Source organism: Dyella sp. 01N36 (assembly GCF_056399745.1).
In genome coordinates this window covers 1-19,251 of sequence record NZ_JBFTRY010000058.1, presented here as the reverse complement: position 1 = coordinate 19,251, position 19,251 = coordinate 1, and the positions used below count along the sequence as shown (strand labels likewise).

Genomic DNA, 19,251 nt, shown 5'->3' with positions numbered 1-19,251 from the left:
CGCGGGAACCTCTCCTATCCGTCATTCCGACGTAGGCCGGAATCCAGTGGCGTCAAGCCCCGGTAGTCATCGTATGGCTGGAGCGTGAGGCTCTGGATTCCGGCCTGCGCCGGAATGACGGTGAGGGTTGCCATGTACTGAGGCCAGGTCGCCCCTCACCCCAACCCTCTCCCCGGAGGGGAGAGGGAGTTGGACTGCGGCAAGCTTCAAGGCTGGCAAATCCCCCCATCCCTCCGTATAATCGCCGGTTCGACCCACCAGGACGGGTCGTGAACCGATCGTGGCAGGACGGAAAGAGTGGCCCTCGGGGTCGCCGCCAGATCAGTCAGAAACCGGGGCCGCACCTCAAAACGGCGAACCCCATCAAGGAGCATTCCCATGCCCAAGATCAAGACCAACCGGGCGGCCGCGAAGCGTTTTCGCAAAACCGCGTCGGGCAAGTTCAAGGCCGGTCACGCCTTCAAGTCGCACATCCTGACCAAGAAGTCGACCAAGCGTAAGCGCGGTCTCCGTGCCACCAACCACGTCAAAGCTTGCGACACCAAGGGTGTAGCACGCATGTTGCCGTACTTGTAAGGCGAGGAGATAAACCATGGCTCGTGTAAAGCGTGGCGTTACCGCCCGTCGTCGTCACAAAAAGATCATTGGCCGCGCGAAGGGCTACTACAACGCCCGTCGCAAAGTCTTCCGCGTTGCCAACCAGGCCGTCATCAAGGCTGGTCAGTACGCCTATATCGGCCGTAAGCAGCGCAAGCGTCAGTTCCGCGCGCTGTGGATCGTTCGTATCAATGCCGCCGCTCGTCAGTTCGGTCTGTCCTACAGCCGCCTGATCAACGGTCTGGCCAAGGCCGGCATCACCGTCGACCGCAAGGTGCTGGCTGATATCGCCGTGCACGACATCAAGGCGTTTGGCGCGATCGCAGAGAAAGCGAAGGCCAGTCTGGCGGCGTAATTTGTGCGCTCATCCTTGATCGCTAAGATCAAGAAGCGGCCATCCATGGCCGCACTCTTCAAGGGATGCGCGTGACGTTCGCGGGGAGGAGGCCAGAAGCCTCCTCCCCGTTTTCGTTTCTGACTTTCAACCCGGAATCGCATCGATGGACGATCTGGATAGCCGCGCCGTGCAGGCGCTGGCCGATATTGGCAACGCCGACACGCTCGAAGCACTCGACGCGCTGCGCGTGAGCCTGCTGGGCAAGAGCGGCATCGTCACCGCCGCACTGAAAGCGCTGGGCGCGCTGTCGCCCGACGAGCGCAAGGCGCGTGGTGCCGAGGTCAACCGCATCAAGGATCGTCTTGCCGACGCGCTGGCCGCGCGCAAGCAGGTGCTTGAGCAGGCGGAACTCGATCACCGCCTCGCTTCCGAAACCATCGACATCACGTTGCCAGGTCGCAACGGCGAGCGTGGCGGTATTCACCCGATCACGCGCGCGCTTGAGCGCATCAGCGCGATCTTCTCGCGCCTGGGTTACCAGCGCGCCGATGGTCCGGAAATCGAAGACGACTGGCACAACTTCGAGGCGCTGAATTTCCCGCCGCATCATCCGGCGCGCGCCATGCACGACACCTTCTATTTCGGCGATGGCCGCCTGCTGCGCACGCATACCTCGCCGGTGCAGGTGCGTTCGATGCAGGGTCGCCAGCCGCCGATCCGCATCATTGCGCCGGGCAAGGTCTATCGCAGCGATTCGGACCAGACGCATTCGCCGATGTTTCATCAGATCGAAGGCCTGCTGGTCGATGAGACCTCGAGCTTTGCGGATCTGAAGGGCACGCTGGCCGAATTCATCCGCGCCTTTTTCGAGCGCGATTTCGAGATGCGTTTCCGCCCCAGCTATTTCCCCTTCACCGAGCCCTCGGCCGAAGTGGACATCCGTTGGGATGCGGAAGACGGCAGCACGCGCTGGCTGGAAGTGCTGGGCTGCGGCATGGTGCATCCGAACGTGCTCAAGAACTGCGGCATTGATCCGGAGCGTTACACCGGCTTTGCCTTCGGCCTGGGTGTGGAACGCTTTGCGATGCTTCGCTACGGCGTTTCCGATCTGCGCGCGTTCTTCGAGAACGATCTGCGCTTCCTCAAGCAGTTCGCGTAAACGCAGCAGGAACCGATACGCATGAAATTCTCCGAGAACTGGTTGCGCGAACTGGTCGAGATCCAGGCAGATCGCGCGACGCTGTCCCACGCACTGACCATGGCCGGTCTGGAAGTGGAAGAACTCACGCCGCTGGGCGAAGGCCTGGATGGCGTGGTCGTGGCCGAGATCGTCGGCGCCGAAAAACATCCTGAAGCCGATCGCCTGCAGGTGTGCAAGGTGGACGCGGGGCAGGGCGAGCCGCTGCAGATCGTCTGTGGTGCGCCGAATGCGCGCGTGGGCATCAAGGTGCCGCTGGCGATGGTGGGGGCAACTTTGCCCGGCGGTATCAACATCAACGCGGCCAAGCTGCGCGGTGTGGAATCGTTCGGCATGCTGTGCTCGGCCAAGGAGCTGGGCATCGACGCCGATGCGTCCGGCCTGCTCGAATTGCCGGCCGATGCGCCCGTGGGCAAGCCGCTGGCTGCCTATCTTGGCCTGCCCGATGCGAGCTTCGAACTGAAACTCACCCCGAACCGTCCGGATTGCCTTGGCCTTTACGGTCTTGCACACGACGTGGCGGCCTTGTTCGGCAGTCGCGTGAAGACGGGCGAACAAGCAGCTGCACCCGTGACCAGCGAAGCACGTCGCGGTATCCGCCTCGAAGCGGGCGCCGATGCGCCCCGCTATCTGGGCCGCATCATCGAAGGCATCGATGCGAAGGCGCGCACGCCGCTGTGGCTGGCGGAGCGTCTGCGTCGCGCGGGCCTGCGTCCGATCAGCGCCGTGGTCGACGTCACCAACTACGTGATGCTCGAACTTGGTCAGCCGCTGCATGCCTTCGACAACGACACGCTGCATGGCGACATCGTGGTGCGTCACGCGCGCGATGGCGAAACGCTCAAGCTGCTCGATGGTTCCGAGGCCAAGCTCGACAACGGTTTCGTGCTGATCGCCGACGCCACCAGTGGCCTCGCCGTGGCTGGCGTGATGGGCGGCTTCGATTCGCGCGTCACCGACGACACGCGCAACGTGTTCCTGGAATCCGCGCACTTCGCACCGGCCGCGATCATGGGCCGTGCGCGCAAGCTGGGCATGCATACGGATGCATCGCATCGCTTCGAGCGCGGTGTCGATCCGGCGCTGCCGCAGCGTGCGCTGGAGCGCGCCACGGAACTGCTGCTCGCCATCGCGGGCGGCAAGGCTGGCCCCGTGCTGGTTGCCGAAAACCTCACCGATCTGCCGACGCCCGCCACCGTGGTGCTGCGCCGCGCGCGCCTCAAGCGCGTGCTGGGTATCGAGGTGGCCGATGTGGAAGTCGAGCGCATCTTCACCGCGCTGGGCATGAAGGTGGTGCCGCAGGACGATGGCTGGCAGGTCACCGCACCCAGCAGCCGTTTCGATATCGAGCGCGAAGAGGACCTGATCGAAGAGGTCGCGCGCATCCATGGCTACGACAATATCCCGACCCATACGCCGGCCGGTGCGCTGACCCTGGCGGCCGAACCGGAAGCACGCCTCAACGAACTGGCCGTGCGCGAGCAGCTCGCTGCCCGCGGTTACTACGAGGCGGTGAACCTGGCCTTCATCGGCAACGACGTGCTGCAGCGCTGGGGCATGACCGAACAGCTGGTGCCGCTGGCCAACCCGCTATCGGCGGAGCTGGCCATCATGCGTCCGTCCCTGCTGCCAGGGCTGATCGTGGCGCTCTCGCACAACCGCGCCCGCCAGCAGGAGCGCGTGCGCCTGTTCGAACTGGGCCGTACTTTCCGCATCAGCGCCGAAGCCGCCGCCCGCAAGGACGCACCGACCGAGACGCCGACCCTGTCCATCGTCGCCAGCGGCATCGCGCATGCCGAGCAGTGGGGCGAAGCCTCGCGCACGCTCGATTTCCACGACCTCAAGGGCGACCTCGATGCCCTGATCGTCTGGGGCGGCGAGCCCGATCGCTGGGCCTTCCATGCCGACGGCTTGCCCGGCTGGCTGCATCCCGGTCGCGGTGCCCGCGTGACGCGCGACGGGCAGACCGTCGGTTACCTGGGTGCCCTGCATCCGCAGCTGGCTAAAGCCCTGGACCTCGGCGCCGATGTCCATGTGCTCGAACTGGAGCTGGAACCGGTCCTGGCCCGCCGCCTGCCCAAGGCCGTGGCCGTCCCGCGCTTCCCGTCCGTACGCCGCGACATTGCGGTGGACGTGCCGGAAGAGGTGAGCTGGTCACAGATTGAGCAGGTGGTCCGCTCGACCCTGGGCAGCCAGCTCAAGGAGCTGCGCCTGTTCGATCGCTATAGCGGCAAGGGGGTCGAACTAGGCCGAAAGAGTCTCGCTATGGGCTTGATTTTACAGGACGCTTCACGCACCCTTACTGACGACGACGCCGACCGTAACATTCGTGAAGCAGTCGGTGCGTTGGAGATGGCATGCAAGGCGAAGTTGCGAGGATAAGATGGCGCTGACCAAAGCAGAGATGGCCGAGCGCCTCTTTCTCGAGGTGGGCCTCAACAAGCGTGAGGCAAAAGAATTCGTGGACGCCTATTTCGAGGTGGTCCGCGAGGCGTTGGAAAAGGGCGAGCAGGTGAAGCTGTCGGGGTTCGGCAACTTTGACCTCCGCCAGAAGAACCAGCGACCGGGACGCAATCCCAAGACGGGCGAAGAGATTCCGATTTCCGCCCGCCGCGTGGTGACGTTCCGACCGGGTCAGAAACTCAAGGTGCGAGTCGAGGGCTATGCTGGACCAAGGGAATAACACCGAGCTGCCCGCCATTCCGGCGAAGCGCTACTTCACGATTGGTGAAGTAAGCGAACTGTGTGGCGTCAAGCCGCACGTGTTGCGGTATTGGGAACAGGAATTTCCCGCACTCAATCCGGTCAAGCGCCGCGGCAACCGCCGCTATTACCAGCGTCACGACGTGCTGATGATCCGTCAGATCCGTGGCCTGCTGTATGACGAGGGCTTCACCATCACCGGCGCCCGCGCCCGGTTGGAAGGCCCGCAGGCGCGCATGGAGTCGAGCATTTCCCACCAGATCGTGCGCCAGGTGCGCATGGAGCTGGAAGAAGTCCTCGCACTGCTGCGTCGCTGAACTTTCATCACGACTTCCGGTACTACCGGCTTAGCTGGTAGACTTGTCGTCTTGCCGATCATCGGGGCGTAGCGCAGCCTGGTAGCGCATCTGCCTGGGGGGCAGAGGGTCGTGGGTTCGAATCCCGCCGTCCCGACCAATTCGGCAATAGATAAGAAAACGGTGCCTTTGGGCGCCGTTTTTTTGTTTGTTGATGCTGCGAAAGCGGGACTTCGAAACTCTGCAGCGGTCGCCAGCGAGCCGCGAAAGCTACTCGAAGCTGGCTTCGCTGCAGCAAAGCCCTATCTCTTTCGCAGGAAAGACCAGACGTCCCTTTGCTTGTTGGCCTGATGGACAGGCCCTACACTGAACATGTGCAATATGACGTACATGTCGGGAGAGCCCCCATGAGGACCGTGAACTTCACGGAGGCAAGGAACAATCTGAAGGCAGTGGCCGATCAGGTAGCGGAGGACCATACCGCTACGCTCATCACGCGCCGCGATGCCGAGGATCTCGTGATGCTTTCGGCTAGTGACTACAACTCCATTCAAGAGATGCTGTACCTCGTCAGCTCCAGGGCGAATGCAGCGCGCCTTAACGAGGCGATGGAAGAGGCCGACGCCCGGCTGCCGGCTGCCGCCCGCGTGGTTACCCCTGACGATCTGGCTGGCATGGCCCCGCGCAAGCACCAGGCCGGCAAGGTCATGGACGAGCCCAGCCATGCGGCCCCTTTGTTGATCCGCCGGCATACCGGTGTAGAGACCAAGGTCAAGGCGGGTGACTCGAAGGCCAGCCGGGTCAAGGCCGCCACGCCGGGCAAACCCAAGAACCCTTCCAAGGCCGCGCCGGCGAAGTCAGCCTCGAAGCCCAAGAAGAAGGCGTAAAACGCCATGGACCAAGACAGGAACAGGGATGATCTGTGGTGGTCGAAGCGAGGCTGGGAAGACTACCTACATTGGCAGGCAAGCGATGCCACCAAGGTAGCCGCCATCAATGGTTTGATCAGGGATATTCGCAAGACTCCCTTTACGGGCCTGGGCAAGCCAGAACCTCTAAGGGAGAACTGGTCCGGTTGGTGGTCGCGGCGCATCACCCTGGAACACCGGCTGGTCTATCGGCTGCTGGACCTTCCTGCTCCTGGCGTGAAGCACGCCAGGACAACCATACGGATGATCCAGATCGCGCAGTGCAGATTCCACTACTGAATCTGCACCGCCCAACGGTCGTTTCTCAATAAAGCACGCGACTGCGCAGCGTCCCCGGAATGGCCGAGAGACGATCGCGCAGCTCACCCGACTGCTTCTCATCGGCGGCCACATCGATCACGACATAGCCCACTTCGCTGTCCGTCTGCAGGAACTGCGCATCGATGTTGATGTTGCCGGCGGAGAACAGCTCGTTGATGCGCGAGAGCACGCCCGGCACGTTGCGATGGATGTGCAGCAGGCGGCGGCTGCGGGGATGTTCGGGCAGCGAGACTTCGGGGAAGTTGACCGCCGAGAGGGTGGAGCCGTTGTCGCTGTAGCGCACCAGTTTGGCGGCCACTTCGATGCCGATATTGTCCTGTGCCTCCAGCGTGCTGCCGCCGATATGCGGGGTGAGGATCACGTTGTCCATGCCGACCAGGGGCGACACGAAGGCATCGTCGTTGCCCTTGGGTTCGACCGGGAAGACGTCCACCGCGGCGCCGGCCAGATGCTCCGAGCGCAGCGAGGCGGCCAGCGCTTCGATATCCACCACGGTGCCGCGCGAGGCGTTGATCAGCAGCGAGCCCTTGCGCATGCGGGCCAGTTCGCGGGTGCCGATCATCAGCTGGGTGGCAGGAGTCTCCGGCACGTGCAGGGTCACCACGTCGGCGCGTTCCAGCAGGTCGTCCAGGCTGTTGGCGGCGCGGGCGTTGCCCAGCGAGAGCTTGGATTCGATGTCGTGGAAGATCACGCGCATGCCCAGGCTTTCGGCTAGCACGCCGACCTGGGTGCCGATATGGCCATAGCCGACGATGCCGAGCACCTTGTCGCGCGCCTCGAAGCTGCCCGCGGCGGATTTGGTCCAGCCGCCGCGATGGCATAGCGCGTTCTTCTGCGGGACGCCGCGCAACAGCATGATGGTTTCAGCGATAACCAATTCCGCCACGCTGCGCGTATTGGAGTAGGGCGCGTTGAACACCGGCACGCCGAGCCGGCGGGCGCTGCCGAGGTCCACCTGGTTGGTGCCGATGCAGAAGCAGCCCACCGCAATTAGCCGTTTAGCCTGCTGAAGCACCTCATCGGTCAGGTGCGTGCGCGAGCGGATGCCGACGATATGGGCCTCAGCGATGCGGGCCTTCAAATCGGCCTCCGGCAGGGCTTTTTCGTGGTATTCGATCTGGCTGTAGCCCGCGCGCTGGAAGCTTTCCACGGCGCTGCGGCTGACGCCTTCGAGCAGGAGTACCTTGATGTCTTGTTTCGGGAACGAGGTCTTCATGGGCCGTTGCGCAATGGAGAACGCCTGCACTATGCCACGGCTTGAAGCGCTTTTGCGGCGTCGCAACACTGGACGATGCAAAGCTGCGCTGGCAGGCTTGCAGCACACCCGGGGACAACCGCATGACTGATGCTCGACTGGCCGCGCTCGCCGCCCGGCTGCCCAATCTTCGCCTGCTGACCGATCCGGCCGATCTGGAGCACTACGGCCGCGACTGGACGCGCCGCTGGACCCCCGCGCCGCTGGCAATCGCGCTGCCTGGCGACGTGGCCGAGGTGCAGGCCGTGGTGCGCTGGGCCAATGAGCAACAGGTGGCGATCGTACCCTCGGGCGGCCGCACGGGTTTGTCGGGTGGCGCGGTGGCGGCGAACGGCGAGCTGGTGCTCAGCCTGGAGCGCATGAATCGCGTGCTCGGCTTCGATGAGGTGGATCGCACGCTCAGCGTGCAGGCCGGCATGACGCTGCATGCCGTGCACGAGGCTGCCAGGGAACAGGGGCTGCTCTACCCGGTGGACTTTGCCGCGCGCGGCTCCTGCTCCATCGGTGGCAATATCGCCACCAATGCCGGGGGCATCCGGGTGATCCGCTATGGCAACACGCGCGAGTGGATTGCCGGACTCACCGTGGTGGCTGGCAACGGCGAGCTGTTGCAGCTCAATCGCGGGCTGATCAAGAACTCCAGCGGCTACGACCTGCGGCAGTTGCTGATCGGTTCGGAGGGAACGTTGGGTGTCGTGGTCGAAGCGACCTTGCGGCTCACCGATCCGCCGCCGCCATCGCAGGTCATGTTGCTGGCGCTGCCCAATATGGAAGCGCTAATGGAGGTGTTCGCGCTGTTTCGCTCGCGGCTCACGCTCCAGGCGTTCGAGTTCTTCACCGATGCAGCACTGCGCCATGTGTTGGCGCACGGTGCGCAGCGGGCCATCGATGGCGAGCACCCGTATTACGTGGTGACCGAGTTCGACAACAGCGAAGCAGCACAGGACGCCGCGCTAGCTGCGTTCGAAGTCGGCGTGGATCACGGCTGGATCAGCGACGGCGTGATCGCGCAAAGTGATGCGCAGGCCGCCGCACTGTGGCGTTTGCGCGAAGGCATCACCGAGAGCCTGGCGCCGCATCGCCCGTACAAGAACGACATCTCGCTGCGGATCAGTGCGCTGCCGGCTTTCCTGCGCGAGATCCAGGCCTTGCTGGGCCGCGAGTATCCGCACTTCGACGTGGTCTGGTTTGGACACATCGGTGACGGCAACCTGCATATCAACGTGCTGCGTCCAGACGATCTGTCGGACAGCGATTTCATCGCCCAGTGCGAGCACGTCACCAAGTTGCTGGCCGAAACGCTGCAGCGGCACGGCGGCAGTATTTCGGCCGAGCACGGCATCGGCCTGGTCAAGCGCGCCTATCTGGGCAGCACCCGTAGCGAGGCGGAAATTGCGCTGATGCGCGGCGTGCGGCAGGTGTTCGACCCCAAGGGGCTGCTCAATCCGGGCAAGCTGTTCGTCTGATGGCGTCCAGCGGCGCCGGCTAAGCCGGACCTAAGTCGGGCCGGGGATGCTGTGCAGACCTCACTGCTGACGGGTTTCCCCATGCGTCCTTTGCCCACCCTGCTGTTTTGTGCCCTCGCGGCGGCCTTTGCCGGCCATGCCACGGCCGCCCCGGCACCGACTGATTTCCGCGTGCTCGCCCGCCTGCCGCTCGGTGGCGCCGGCGGCTGGGATTACCTCAGTTTCGATGCGCAGCGCCGTCATCTGTTCGTGACGCGCGGCGACCATGTCGATGTGGTGGACGTGGACCAGCACAAGCGTATCGGCACGATTCCCGGCACGAAGGGGGTACACGGCGTGGCGCTGGATCAGTCGGCGCATCGCGGCTATGCCAGCAACGGGCAGGCCGCCTCGGTCACGGTGTTTGACCTCGACACCTTCAATGTTGTGGCGACTATCAGCGGCACGGGCGAGAAGCCCGATGCCATTGCCTACGACCCGGCGTCGAAGCACTTGTTCACGTTCAACGGCAAGGGACATTCCTTCAGCGTGATTGACCCTGCCACCAATACCGTGACGGCCACGGTGGCCTTGCCCGGCAAGCCGGAATTCGCGCAAAGCGACGAGGCCGGATCGATCTACGTGAATATTGAAGACACGGCACAGCTGGTGAAGATCGACACGACCAGCAACACCGTGGCAGCGACGTGGTCGCTGGGCGGTTGCGAAGCGCCGACCGGCCTGGCGATCGACCGCAAGCTGCATCGCCTGTTTTCTGTTTGCGACAACAAGCAGATGGCCGTGACCAATGCCGAGAACGGCCAGGCCGTGGCGCGGGTGCCGATCGGCGAAGGCCCGGATGCGGTGGTCTTCGATGAGGCCACCTCGATGGTGTACAGCTCCAATGGCGAGAGCGGTGATATCACGGCCGTGCGCCAGAAGGACGCCGATCACTACAGCGTGGTCGCATCTATTCCGACTCAGCCCAGCGCCCGCACGCTCACGCTCGATCCCAAGCTGCATCGGCTCTACCTCTCGGCGGCCAAGTGGGCGTCGGCACCGAAGGAGGGCGCTCGCCCGGACATCGTGCCGGATAGCTTCACGGTGTTGACGGTCGGCGCGCCCTGAGGCTGTCTCCGGCGCACTGAGAGGTGCGCCGGCGGTCTGGGTGAAAGAGGCGATCAGGGGCGGCGTGATAGCCTTATAGGCCGTCCCCGTTCGCTTCAGGAGCATCGAGCATGTCGCAGGAACTTCGCACCCTGTATCCCGAGATCGAGCCGTATGACACCGGCATGCTCAAGGTGTCGGACCTGCACACGCTGTACTACGAACAGAGCGGCAATCCCAACGGCAAGCCGGTAGTGTTCCTGCACGGCGGCCCGGGTGGCGGCACCAATCCGAAGTGCCGGCGCTTCTTCGATCCGGCGGTGTATCGCATCGTGCTGTTCGATCAGCGCGGCTGCGGCAAGTCCACGCCGCACGCGGAATTGCACGAAAACACCACCTGGAACCTGGTCAACGACATCGAGCGCATCCGCGGGCATCTGGGCATCGATCGCTGGCAGGTGTTCGGCGGCTCCTGGGGTTCGACGCTGGCGCTCGCCTATGCGCAGACCCATCCGGAGCGCGTGACTGAGCTGGTGCTCCGCGGCATCTTCATGCTGCGTCGCTGGGAACTGGAGTGGTTCTACCAGAAGGGTTGCGACGCGCTGTATCCCGATGCCTGGGAAACCTATCTGAAGGCGATCCCCGAGGTGGAGCACGGCGACCTGATGAGCGCCTACTACCGTCGCCTGACCAGCAGCGACCCGATCGAACGCGTGGAAGCGGCGCGTGCATGGTCGGTGTGGGAGGGCGCCACCAGTTACCTGTGGCAGGACGAAAGCCATATCCAGTCCAGCGGCGAAGACGAATTCGCCTTGGCCTTTGCCCGCATCGAATGCCACTACTTCGTGCACGGCGGCTTCTTCGAACATGATGACCAGCTGCTGCGCAACGTCGAGCGCATCCGCAAGATTCCTGCCGTGATCGTGCAGGGTCGCTACGACGTGGTGTGCCCGATGCGCAGCGCCTGGGATCTGCATCGTGCGTGGCCGGAAGCGGATCTGCGCATCGTGCAGGATGCCGGTCACTCTGCATTCGAGCCGGGCAATATCTCGGAGCTGATCAACGCGACGGATCGTTTCCGCGGCTGATTGAGCCCCACTGACGTACGCGAACCCCGGTAGCCATCTGCCGGGGTTTTCTTATGTCTGCGACATGGCCAGCCGGGGAAACACGTGCAGGCTGACGTGCGCACGCTTGGCCTGGCGCTTGGCGCGCGCGGCGAGCATGGCGATCGATTGCGCGCGTTGCGGCAGCGGTGGCGCCAGCTCCACTGCTCCCATCACCACCGTCGTAAACGGGAAGAATTGCGGCTCGCCGCGACGATCCTTGCCTTGCAGTCCGCCGTGGAAGATGTCCAGCGCATCGAACAGTTGCGGCGAGCGCGCATTGAACGCATCAATCACCCGCTGGCAGCGCGCCTCCCAGTCGCCGCTCTGGAACAGCACCACGAAATCGTCGCCGCCGATATGGCCGATGAAATCCAGCGCCGGGTCCACGTGCTCGCTCAGCAGCCCTGACAGCAGGCGGATCATCTCGTCGCCGCGCGAATAGCCGTAGTGATCGTTGAACGGTTTGAAGTCGGTGAGATCGACGTGCACCACGGTGAAACACTCGCCGCCATCGATCAGCCGTTCCAGATGTTCGGTGGTGGGAATATTGCCGGGCAGGAAGGTCAGCGGGTTCGCGTGCCGCGCTGCTTCGATACGCAGCTCGCTCACGCGACGCACCAGGGCCTCGCCCGTACCCAGGCCCAGATAGACGCCCTTGCGCGTCACGATGAAACCGTCGGCGAGATAGCGTTGATCTTCGCCGCGCAGCACGTCGGCCAGGCTTTCGAGGCTGCGGTTTTCATCGCATACCAGCGGCGCGCTGTTCATCAGCGCCGTGCATGACTTGCGCGCCAGCAGTTCGCGGGCAAAAGGCTGCGCCATGCGCTCGTTGACCAGGCGGCGATTGATCAGGCCGATCGGATGCCCGTCCTTGACCACCGCCACCGCGTGCAGCTCGGGATGATCGACGAACAGCGCCATCACCTCGTCGTTGGTCTGACGCGGCTGCACGGCGGGCGCCTCGATCAACAGGTGGCTCACTTGCGTGGGACGCTGCGTGACCGGGCCGCGCGGGCGCGGCAGCACTGACACTGCCGCCGTACGCAACACTTGCCGAGATTCGGCGCTGGCTTCGCGGACAATGTGTTCGGCAGGACGGCCAATCAGGAAGCCTTGCGCATAGGGGATACCCAGGTCGCGCAAGACGCGCAGGTCCGCCGGGTCTTCCACGCCTTCGCCGACCAGGTCGGTGCCCAGCGATTCGGCGACCTGGCAAAGCGAGCGCACGATGGCCAGGCGTCCCGCGCTGCGCGACACGCCGTTGATGAGGTATCGGTCGATCTTCACCACGTCGGGGTGGATCTCGTTCCACATCTCGAAGTTGGAATGGCCATTGCCGAAATCGTCCAGCGCGACGCGGATGCCATGCGCGCGCAGATAGCCCAGGGCATGGGCGAGGCGGGCGGGGCTTTCCACTACATCGCGCTCGGTCACTTCGATGGTGACGCGGGCGGGGTCGAGGCCGCAGGCCGACAGTGCCAGCAGCACGTCGTCCGGGCGCAAGGTGTCGTGCAGGATGGCGTGCGCGCTCAGGTTCACCAGCAGGCGGCCCGCTGCCGCCTGCGCTTCGAACGCATTGCATAGCGTGCGTGCGGCATGCAATTCCAGCTCCGCCAGTCGGCCCTCCATGCGGGCCAGATCCAGCAGATCGAGGATCGACAGCTCGCCCGGCATGAAGGCACAGCGGCTCAGGCCCTCGTGCGCCACCACTTCGAGCGTRTCCACGCGCACCACCGGCTGAAAGACCGGCTGCAGGCTTCCTGCGGCGAGCGCGCGCTCAAGCACGGCTTGTGGCGTGTAGTGGGGGAGGGGTCTGGCTGGCATGCCCTGTTCGATGTCAGGCCGCGGCCCGCGTTGGATGCACCTTGGCAGATGAGAGCCCCGCTTCATGCGGCGACCCATGGTGGCCTTCCGTTTGGGGAAGGCGGAAAAACGCGACTTGCCGCATCAGCGTGTCGGCATCGGTGGCCAGCGCGCGGCCGGTGTACTTGATGTCTTCCACCAGTTCGGCGTTGGCCTGGGTCATGCCGTCCATCGCCATCACCGCGCGATTGACCTGGCCGATGCCGCTGACCTGCGACAGCGTTGCACCGGAAATCTGCGAGACGCGCGTGGAGACATTGGCGATGCTGAGCACGATGCCGTCGAGCGCCTCGCCCGAGCGCGTCACGCGTTCGCGTGCGGTGACGACGGCRTCGCCGCTGCGTTCCACCAGGCGACGGATGTCCTTGCCGGCATCCACGCAACGGCGCGCGAGCTGGCGCACTTCGGTGGCCACCACGGCGAATCCGCGGCCGCGTTCGCCTGCCTGCGCCGCTTCGATGGCTGCGTTGAGCGAGAGCAGGTTGGTCTGGAACGCAATGCTGTCGACCAGGTCGACGATCTCCGCGATATCGCGGCTGGCCTTTTCGATGGCGAGCATCGAATCGATGGCTTCGTCTGCCACCTGGCGGCCATGCTCGGCGTGCTCCAGTGCATCGCGTGCCGCCGCAGCCGCGCCGTCAGCGTGGCCCGCGCCCAGCGTCGCGGTGTCCGCCATATGGGTCATCGAGGTGCTTGTCTGCTCCAGGCTGGCCGCTTGCGCCTGCGTGCGCGAGCTCAGCGCTTCGTTGTCCAAGGCAAGCCGACGCGCGCGTTCGCCCACCGATTCGGCACCGACGCGTACTTCGGTCAGCACCTGGGTGAGCTGGGTATCCATGGAGGCGAGCGCGCCCAGCAGTTTGCCCAGCTCGTCGTTGGAGCCGACGTCGATTGCCTCGCCCAGCGTGCCGGCGGCGATGCGTTCGGCCACCTGCGTGGCGCGTTTGAGGCGTTGCATGAGTGAGCGCATCAGCGCGCCATCCATCAGGATGGTGACGGCGAGCGCCACGCCCAGCAGCACCAGCAAGAGCACCATACCGTCGCGGTCCGCCGCGCGCTGCATGGCCACCTGCTGGTTGCCCTTGGCCAGCGCGGACTGGAACAGGTTGGCGAAGTCGCTCTGCAGCGGCTCATAGGCCGGCTGCACTTCGGTGGTGAGCTTGAGGCCGCCGATATCGAACTGACCGGCATCGAGCAGGGCGAGGGTCTCGTCGATGATGCGGTCGGCTTCGGCGCGATGGGCGGTGGTGAGCTTGAGCGTCTGCGCCTGTTCCTGCGCCAGTTCGCTGCCCAGCAGCGTCTTCCAGTGGCGCTCGGCATCGATGCGATCGGCGTGGATGCGCGTGTGTGCGTCTTCCACCGCCGAGGGCAACTGGGACATCACGGCATGGACCAGCACCTGCAGTGTGCTGTTGTAGTCGTTCTGCACGCGGCCCACGTCGGCGACCGGGCTGAGCGAACCGTCGACCAGACCCTGGATGCGCGTATCCGCGCGATGCAACTGCACCATGCCGGCCACGCAGGTGATCGCCAGCAGCGACACGATGGCCAGCAGGCGCAACAGCAGACGCTGGCGCAGCGTCAATCCGGTGGTCGGCTTGGAGAACTTGAACATGGGGAAGTCCGGGGTGAGGGAACTGCAAGAGCTGTCGGCTCACCGCGCGGTAACTTTAGCCAAAAATGCAGGAAAAGCGCTTTATCTTCAACTTGTTATGACTGCCTCGCGGGGTCGAGGCGACGCGGAAATCATGGCACGGGAAGATGTCGTCTCCGTGACTTATGTGCTGCACTTCTCATGCTTGAGTCAAAGAAAAACCCCGCCGATGAGGGCGGGGTTTTGGCGGAACGTGAGATGCCGATGCTCAGCTGGCGGGCAATTGCTTGGTGCCGAAGATCTTGTCGCCCGCATCGCCGAGCCCGGGCAGGATGTAGCCGTGCTCGTTGAGCCGCTCGTCGATGGACGCGGTGTAGATCTCCACATCCGGATGCGCCGCTTCGATGCGCTTGAGGCCTTCGGGCGCGGCGACCAGGAACAGTCCCTTGATGCGCTTGCAACCGGCGGCCTTGAGCATGTCCACCGTGGCAACCAGGGTGCCGGCGGTGGCCAGCATGGGATCGACGATCAGCGCGATGCGCTCGTCCATGCGGCCGGTGAGCTTCTCGTAATAGGTGATGGGCTCGAGCGTCTCCTCGTTGCGCTGCAGGCCGACCACGCTCACCTTGGCTGCGGGAATCATGTCGAGCACGCCGGGCAGCATGCCCAGGCCCGCACGCAGGATCGGCACGATGGTGACCTTCTTGCCCTTGATCTGATGCACGGTGAGCGGACCGGCCCAGCCTTCGATGCGCTGCTCGACGGTTTCCAGATCCTTGGTGGCTTCGTAGGTCAACAGCGAAGCCACTTCCGAGGCCAGCTCGCGAAATTCCTTGGTGCTGATGCCGGCGCGGCGCATCAGGCCGAGCTTGTGCTGGATCAGGGGGTGATGGACTTCGACGATTTTCATGGGCAAACCTGGCGGCAGAGTCGGTGAATTGTCACTCACGCGGCGTGATGAGGGCGAGCGGTTTGTCCAGCCGAAGCTCGCGATCGATACCCGCCTTCGCGACCAGTTCCGCATCGTGGCTGACCAGGATCAGCGAGCCGCGATAGGTCGCCAATGCCTCCTCGAGCAGCTGGCGGCTGTCCAGATCCAGATGGCTGTCCGGCTCGTCGAGCAGCAAAAGGTCATAGGGTTCACGCGCGCTGTCGAGTGCCAGCAGGGCGAGCTTCACGCGCTCGCCCCCGCTCAGCGCACCGGCGGCCACGTCGGCACGCTCGCCACGCAGGCCGATGCCTGCGAGATATTCGCGATAGCGCGTCGGTGCATGGCCGGGCGATAGCTCGCGCAGGTTCTCCAGAGCGCTGTGTTGGTCATCCAGCAAGCTGTAGTGCTGGTCGATCAGCAGCAAGCGTTCACCACGCCGGAGTTGTCCGCCGCGTGGGGGTAAACGCCCGGCGATGGCGGCGAGCAGGCTGGATTTGCCGCTGCCGTTGTCGCCGTGCAGGTAAAGGCGTTCGCCCGGTGCGAGATGCAGATTGATCGGCTGGTCATGTCCGTAGGGCGGTATGAAGTCGTGCAATTGGAACGATGCACGCGTCGCCGCATGCTCACCCAGGTCGAAACGCTGGGCGCGATGCACGTCCACGCGAGCACGGGCCTCGGAGAGTTGTTCGTGTTGCCTGGCTTGTTGCAAACGCTGCGCGGTGAGCAGGCGGGCACCGGTGTCTTCCGAGCGCTGCTTGCGCCGATCCAGCAGGATGGTGGGCATGTTCGCGTTTGCACGTTCGCGCTGGGCTTTCTGTTGTTGCCTGGCGAGACGTTGCCGCTCTTCGTGCTGTTTGCGCTCGAGCATCTTCTGCTCGCGTCGCGCCTGATCCAGTTGCCGCCCGGCCGCCTGTTGGTCGGCATCGCGTCGCGCGGCATAGGCGGCGTAGTCGCCGCCATAGCGACGCAAGCCTTGCGGTGAGAGTTCGTCGATGCTTTCCACGTCGGCCAGTAGTGCGCGGTCGTGGCTGATCAGCAGATAGCCGCCCGCGTGTGCCGTCAGCTTTTCGCGCAACCAATGCCGGCCGCGACGATCCAGGTGATTGCCGGGCTCATCGAGTATCAGGAAATGCTGGTCGTGTTCGAACAACTGCGTGAGCTGCAGGCGCACGCGTTCGCCGCCGCTGAGGCTCTCCCATGGCCGTGCCAGATCGCTCGGTAGCGCGGCCTGTTCCAGCCATCGACTAGCCCGTTCGTACACGGTCCAGTCGTCGGCAAGCGCCTGGAAATCCGCAGGATCAACGCTGCCTGCCTCGATCCGGCGCAGCGCATCGAGTTTGTGCTCCACGCCCAATGCCGCAGCGATGCTGCCGCCGAACGCCGACCAGCGTTGCGGTAGATAGGCGAGCTCGACGGTGCGCGCGACCTGGCCGTGGGTGGGTTCGATCCGGCCAGCAAGGATCTGACCGAGCAGAGACTTGCCGCTGCCATTGCGTCCGACCAGTGCATGGCGGCCAACGGAAAAGGACGTCTCGAGTTTTTCGAAAACGGGATCGCGACCCGGCAAGGCAAAGCCGAGCTGGTGGATAAATATGGCTATGGCTGTCATAGACCCTCCGATAGGGGAGTGGCATACGACAAGGGGTCGGGCGCTTAAGCGCGCTGTGGGATGTCGACCGCCCTGTCACTCGTGGCCARACGCAACGCACCCAAATTGGGAGCAATCGGTTGGCAGGCGAGCGGCTTAGAGGCGCATGTCGGCGGTGAATCCCTGGAATGCTTGAGAGTGCGCAGGATAGCAGCAGAACCTCAAGCGGCAATAAAAAGGGCGCCGATAAAACCGGCGCCCTGGTGGCTTGCTCAAAAGTGCGATCAATGGCCCGCGTTGGGCGTACCGCTCAGGCAGGCGCTCATGAACTGCTTGCGCTCGTCGCCCTTGAGCGTCTTGGCATGCGGATCGGCATTGCAGGCCTTCATTTTTTCCTGCTGGGTCATCTTGGCCGGTGCGGCGCTTTCGCCCTTCAGGCAGCTGCTCATGAAGGTCTTGCGTTCGTCGCCGGTCTTGCCCGTGGCCTGCTTGTTGCAGTCGGTCATGCGCTGCTGCTGCGAGTTCTTGGCGGGCGCGCTGCTGCTTGCCGCCTGCGGCGCGGCAAAGGCGGTGGAGGCAGCGAAGGCCAGCGCAACGCTGGCAACCATCAGACTCAAACGCGAAGACATGCGGGTACCCTCCTGGATGACATGACCGGCGAACGCCGGCGTCGCAAGTCTATGCCTGCCGACAGGTCGCGTGGGAGGGCACGCGCGGTCGCCGAGGCGTCCCGTTCAGCAAGCCGGAGGGGGACAGGAGAATCGGACTTTTCTTAGCCTGGCGGGGCGCCAAAGGAAAGGCCACGCCCGTCGCCGGGCGTGGCCTCCCTGGGATTTGAAGCTATCGATCAGTGACCGTGGTCGTGCCCTTGGTTATCGTCGTCGTGATGGCCATGCCCGTGGTCGTCGTCATCGTGATGACCATGGCCTTGTTCGCCGAACAATCCCGGCACGAACAGATCGACCACGAAACCATCGTGATCGGACACGCCAATCGCCTTGCGCACGTCGGTGGCGGTGGCAGCATCGGCCTCGGTCTGCACCGGCGCATCGAGATCGGCGCGACCGTACTGCATCTTCAGGAAGCGCAGTCGGGCGACATCGTTCATCAGCGCATGATCGAGCACTTGCACGGTGGGCACCTCGCGGCCCGAGTTGCCGGAGCCTGCCGCGGTATAGCCCTGGATCGGGCCAAATGCCTCGGTGTAGAGGAACGAGTAGCGATCGTTCTGCGGCACCGATTCGACCGCATTCCACAGGGCAGGGCGCACGATGTTCTTGCCCAGCTTCAGCTGGTTTTCGCTGTCCTTGTACTTGCCCGACGCCAGTCCCACCACGTCCACCCAGCCATCGCTGAACTGGTAGGCGTTGAAGTCGCCCACCACCATCAACGGCAGCCACGGATTGGTGCCCTGCAGGCTTTGCACCTGGCGTGCCAGCGAACTGGCTTGCAGGAAGCGCTTCTGACGGTCGCGCACGGCGCTGTCGTCGTTGTCGTCGACGTTGGTGCGAGCCTTCATGTGCACCGAGATCACCTGGAAGCGAACGCCGCGCGCTTCGGCGGTGAGCAACAGCGGCGGATGGTCGTGCACGAACGCGGTCTGGCCGTTGTCGTTCCAGGTTTCGTCAGCGGCCAGTTGCTGCACGGAGACCACGCGAACGCGATCGCTGCGCACCAGGAAGCCCACGTTGATGCCGCTGGGATCGTGTCCGGGCACCAGATAGGCCTGGTACTTGGCGCGATAGTCGTCACCCAGCTGCGTGGCCAAACCTTGCAGCAGCGGCAGGCTCTTCACTTCCTCCACCGACAGCACGTCGGGCAACTGCAGCACGCTGCCGATATAGGCGGACAGGCGCTGCGTCTTCAAGGCCACTTCATCGGCCGTCGGCTCCTTGCTGTCGCCGCTGCAGGTAAAGACGGTGTTGAAGTTGGTGTCGCAGAAGCGCTCGGTGTTGAACGCACCGATGCGCAGTGCGTACGG

At 64.3% G+C, this 19,251-nt stretch carries 18 protein-coding genes and 1 tRNA gene; 12 read left to right on the top strand and 7 right to left on the bottom strand.

All coding sequences use genetic code 11. From position 1 onward, the window contains the following. Positions 1-378 precede the first annotated feature (378 nt). The 9 genes from rpmI (at position 379) to AC1DMG_RS11535 (ending at position 6,339) form a co-directional block, all read left to right on the top strand. On the top strand, positions 379-576 hold the full coding sequence (gene rpmI, locus AC1DMG_RS11575) for a 50S ribosomal protein L35 (RefSeq protein ID WP_038615747.1): 198 nt from the start codon (positions 379-381) through the stop codon (positions 574-576). A gap of 16 nt (positions 577-592) precedes the next feature. Further along, positions 593-952, top strand: coding sequence for a 50S ribosomal protein L20 (gene rplT / locus AC1DMG_RS11570; protein WP_017463630.1), 360 nt, complete (start codon positions 593-595; stop codon positions 950-952). A 145-nt stretch (positions 953-1,097) separates the two neighbouring features. Further along, positions 1,098-2,093, top strand: coding sequence for a phenylalanine--tRNA ligase subunit alpha (pheS, locus tag AC1DMG_RS11565; protein ID WP_441602595.1), 996 nt, complete (start codon positions 1,098-1,100; stop codon positions 2,091-2,093). Positions 2,094-2,114: 21 nt separating this feature from the next. Beyond that, positions 2,115-4,514 (top strand): phenylalanine--tRNA ligase subunit beta, encoded by a 2,400-nt coding sequence (pheT, locus tag AC1DMG_RS11560; protein WP_477177996.1) that lies wholly within the window; start codon positions 2,115-2,117, stop codon positions 4,512-4,514. Between the two features lies 1 nt (position 4,515). Further along, on the top strand, positions 4,516-4,815 hold the full coding sequence (ihfA, locus tag AC1DMG_RS11555; protein ID WP_019467382.1) for an integration host factor subunit alpha: 300 nt from the start codon (positions 4,516-4,518) through the stop codon (positions 4,813-4,815). After that, the gene (locus tag AC1DMG_RS11550) at positions 4,796-5,152 is read left to right on the top strand and encodes a MerR family transcriptional regulator (protein ID WP_019467383.1); all 357 of its coding nucleotides are present in this window, start codon (positions 4,796-4,798) and stop codon (positions 5,150-5,152) included. Before ihfA ends, AC1DMG_RS11550 begins: the two co-directional genes overlap by 20 nt. 62 nt (positions 5,153-5,214) lie before the next feature. Continuing rightward, positions 5,215-5,291: transfer RNA gene (locus AC1DMG_RS11545), tRNA-Pro, on the top strand. Positions 5,292-5,538: 247 nt separating this feature from the next. Then, positions 5,539-6,018, top strand: coding sequence for a type II toxin-antitoxin system Phd/YefM family antitoxin (locus AC1DMG_RS11540; protein ID WP_441602597.1), 480 nt, complete (start codon positions 5,539-5,541; stop codon positions 6,016-6,018). 6 nt (positions 6,019-6,024) lie between these two features. Next, positions 6,025-6,339 (top strand): Txe/YoeB family addiction module toxin, encoded by a 315-nt coding sequence (locus tag AC1DMG_RS11535; RefSeq protein WP_477175409.1) that lies wholly within the window; start codon positions 6,025-6,027, stop codon positions 6,337-6,339. A gap of 25 nt (positions 6,340-6,364) precedes the next feature. Here the strand turns inward: AC1DMG_RS11535 and serA are convergent, their stop codons facing one another. Next, positions 6,365-7,597 (bottom strand): phosphoglycerate dehydrogenase, encoded by a 1,233-nt coding sequence (gene serA / locus AC1DMG_RS11530; RefSeq protein ID WP_441602599.1) that lies wholly within the window; start codon positions 7,595-7,597, stop codon positions 6,365-6,367. Between the two features lie 122 nt (positions 7,598-7,719). On the opposite strand from serA, the gene AC1DMG_RS11525 reads away from it, so the two are divergent. From AC1DMG_RS11525 to pip, 3 genes are all read left to right on the top strand, one after another. Next, complete coding sequence (locus AC1DMG_RS11525) at positions 7,720-9,102, top strand: FAD-binding oxidoreductase (protein ID WP_477177997.1); 1,383 nt, start codon at positions 7,720-7,722, stop codon at positions 9,100-9,102. Between the two features lie 81 nt (positions 9,103-9,183). Further along, positions 9,184-10,209, top strand: a complete 1,026-nt coding sequence (locus tag AC1DMG_RS11520; protein ID WP_477177998.1) for a YncE family protein — start codon at positions 9,184-9,186, stop codon at positions 10,207-10,209. 110 nt (positions 10,210-10,319) lie between these two features. Further along, complete coding sequence (gene pip / locus AC1DMG_RS11515) at positions 10,320-11,276, top strand: prolyl aminopeptidase (protein WP_441602602.1); 957 nt, start codon at positions 10,320-10,322, stop codon at positions 11,274-11,276. A 51-nt stretch (positions 11,277-11,327) separates the two neighbouring features. On the opposite strand, the gene AC1DMG_RS11510 is transcribed toward pip, so the two are convergent. The 6 genes from AC1DMG_RS11510 to AC1DMG_RS11485 form a co-directional block, all read right to left on the bottom strand. Continuing rightward, entirely contained in the window at positions 11,328-13,121 is a 1,794-nt protein-coding gene (locus tag AC1DMG_RS11510; RefSeq protein ID WP_477177999.1) for an EAL domain-containing protein, read from the bottom strand. Between the two features lie 13 nt (positions 13,122-13,134). Then, positions 13,135-14,772 (bottom strand): methyl-accepting chemotaxis protein, encoded by a 1,638-nt coding sequence (locus tag AC1DMG_RS11505; RefSeq protein WP_477178000.1) that lies wholly within the window; start codon positions 14,770-14,772, stop codon positions 13,135-13,137. Between the two features lie 247 nt (positions 14,773-15,019). Then, positions 15,020-15,661, bottom strand: coding sequence for a uracil phosphoribosyltransferase (gene upp / locus AC1DMG_RS11500; protein WP_477163395.1), 642 nt, complete (start codon positions 15,659-15,661; stop codon positions 15,020-15,022). 31 nt (positions 15,662-15,692) lie between these two features. Next, positions 15,693-17,291 (bottom strand): ATP-binding cassette domain-containing protein, encoded by a 1,599-nt coding sequence (locus tag AC1DMG_RS11495; RefSeq protein ID WP_477178001.1) that lies wholly within the window; start codon positions 17,289-17,291, stop codon positions 15,693-15,695. Between the two features lie 263 nt (positions 17,292-17,554). Then, on the bottom strand, positions 17,555-17,899 hold the full coding sequence (locus AC1DMG_RS11490) for a PsiF family protein (protein WP_441602607.1): 345 nt from the start codon (positions 17,897-17,899) through the stop codon (positions 17,555-17,557). 218 nt (positions 17,900-18,117) lie between these two features. Further along, positions 18,118-19,251: endonuclease/exonuclease/phosphatase family protein (locus AC1DMG_RS11485; RefSeq protein ID WP_477180534.1), on the bottom strand; the 1,134-nt coding region annotated here is incomplete at its 5' end.